At 74.2% G+C, this 2337-nt stretch carries 2 protein-coding genes; both read right to left on the reverse strand.

The genetic code is table 11. The features are described 5' to 3' along the window. The coding region (locus OO67_RS35320) for a zinc-binding dehydrogenase (protein ID WP_341864674.1) at nucleotides 1-2052 on the reverse strand (2052 nt) is incomplete at its 3' end. Continuing rightward, nucleotides 1968-2337 (reverse strand): polyketide synthase dehydratase domain-containing protein (locus OO67_RS40400; protein WP_341864675.1); only part of this gene is annotated, 370 nt, incomplete at its 5' end. The genes OO67_RS35320 and OO67_RS40400, both read right to left, overlap by 85 nt.

Here is a 2337-nt window from a genome sequence, read left to right on the forward strand (position 1 = left end):
GAGGATGAGGTGGCGTGCGCCGTGGTGGGTGACGAGGTGGCGGGCGAGGAGGCTGCCGAGTGCGCCGGTGCCGCCGGTGATCAGCACCGTCCCCTCCGGGTCCGGCGGGGACGGCAGTGTCAGCACCGCCTTGCCCGTGTGCCGGGCCTGACTCAGGTACCGAAGGGCCTCGGGCGCATGACTGACGTCCCACGCGGTCACCGGCAGCCGGCGCAGCGCCCCCGATTCGAAGAGCCGTACCAGCTCGACCAGCATTTCCTGTACCCGGTCGGGCTCCACCCGCATCAAGTCGTACGCGGTGTACGTGATGCCCGCGTGCTGCTCCTGGACCTCGGCCGCGTCCCGGATGTCGGTCTTGCCCATCTCCAGGAACCGGCCGCCGGGCGCCAGCAGCCGCAGTGACGCGTCCACGAACTCGTGTGCCAGCGAGTTCAGCACCACGTCGAAGCCCCGGCCCTCCGTGGCCTCGCGGTACTGCTCCTCGAAGTCGAGCGTACGGGTCGAGGCGATCCGGGCCTCGTCGACGCCGAGCGAACGCAGCACGGGCCACTTCGGCGGGCTCGCGGTGCCGTAGACCTCCAGGCCCCAGTGGTGCGCGAGCTGCAGGGCGGCCATACCCACACCGCCGGTCGCGGCATGGACGAGCAACGACTCGCCCCGGCGCACGTTCGCGAGATCCCTCAGGCCGTGGAACGCGGTGAGGAACACGACCGGAAGGACGGCGGCGTCCGTGAACGTCCAGCCCTGCGGCATCCGGGTCAGCCACCGGTGGTCGGTGACCGCGACCGGCCCGATCGCACCCAGCGGGAACAGTCCCGTCACCCGGTCACCGACCGCCACCGAGGTCACCCCGGGACCGGTCTCCATGACGACACCGGCCGCCTCTCCGCCGATGCGCGCCTCGTCCCCCGGATACATACCGAGGCCGACCAGCACGTCGCGGAAGTTCAGCCCGGCGGCACGTACGGAGACCCGCACTTCGCCCTGGTCCAGCGGTGCGCCGGCCTCGGGCGCGGGGAGCAGCGCGAGATTGCCCAGGGTGCCCGAGCTGTGCACGTCCAGCCGCCAGTACGGGGTGTTCTCCGGCGGGACAAGCACCTCGGGCGCCGAGTCCGCCCGCACCAGGCGGGGGGCGTAGTTGCCGCCGTCGCGGACGGCGAGCTGGTGTTCGCCCCCGGCGAGCAGCTCCGACAAGGCCGCCGTCAGTCCCTCCGTGCGCTCCTGGGCGGCGGCGTCCAGGTCCAGCAGGCCGAACCGGTCCGGATGCTCGGTCCGGGCGGCCCGCAGCAGACCCCAGACGGCGGATGCGGCCAGGTCCCGGATCTCGGGGCCCGGGCGGGCGGCCACGGCACCTCGGGTCACCACGATCAGCCGGGGCTCGGCCGTGGCGTCGCCGTCGGGCCAGTCCAGCTCCAGCCAGCGCTGCGTCAGCTCCAGCGCCCGGGCGGTCAGTGCGTCCAGCCGTGCCGGCAGGCCGTCGGCCGCGGGCACACCGTCGTGCTCGGGCTCGAGGGCACCGGGCGCGTCCGCCGCGTCGTCGGTGAAGGTGGCAAGGACGAGTGCGGGCGTACCGGCACCCTCCGCGACGGCGGTGAGCAGTGCGGCGGGGTCGGGGTGGGCCACCGCGCCGAGCGCGTCCGCGAGCCCCAGCGGGTCAGGGCCGATGACCACGACGCCTTCGGGGACGGCCGTGGAGCCGGAGGGGGGCAGCGGTTTCCAGTCGAGCAGGTGGAGCGGGCTTCTGCCGCCGGCGTCCGTGCCGCCGGCCGTGATGTCGGCCAGGGCGCCGGCTCGCGCGGTGAGGGCCTGCACCGTGGCGACCGGGGCACCCGTCGGGTCGGTGGCGTACAGCCGCATCGTGTCCGCGCCGGCACGGCTCAGCCTCACCCGGAGCCGGGTCGCCTGCACGGCGTGCAGCGCAACCCCCTGCCAGCTGAAGGGCAGCAGGACGTTCTCCGACTCGTCCATCACCTCCCGCGCCCACGGGTGGAGGGCGGCGTCGAGGAGTGCGGGGTGCAGGGTGTGCCCGGTGGTGTCGACGCCTTCGGGCAGGGTGACCTCGGCGTAGAGGTCGTCGCCGTCTCGGGGGCCGGGTCCGCGTCCGTCAGGGCGCCGGAGGCATGCCGGGTCCAGGTGGCGGACTCGTCCCTGCGTGAGTGGATGGTCAGCGGCCGGCTGCCGTCGGCGGCGGGCGGACCGACCGTCACGTGCAGGGTCACGGTGCCGTCGGGGCGCAGCACCAGTGGGGCTTCGAGGGTGAGTTCCTCGAGGGTGGGGGTGTCGGTGTGGCCGGCGGCGTGGAGGGCGAGGTCGGTGAAGGCTGTGCCGGGCAGGAGG

It is taken from the genome of Streptomyces atroolivaceus (genome assembly GCF_000717025.1).
In the GTDB taxonomy this organism is placed as follows: domain Bacteria; phylum Actinomycetota; class Actinomycetes; order Streptomycetales; family Streptomycetaceae; genus Streptomyces; species Streptomyces atroolivaceus.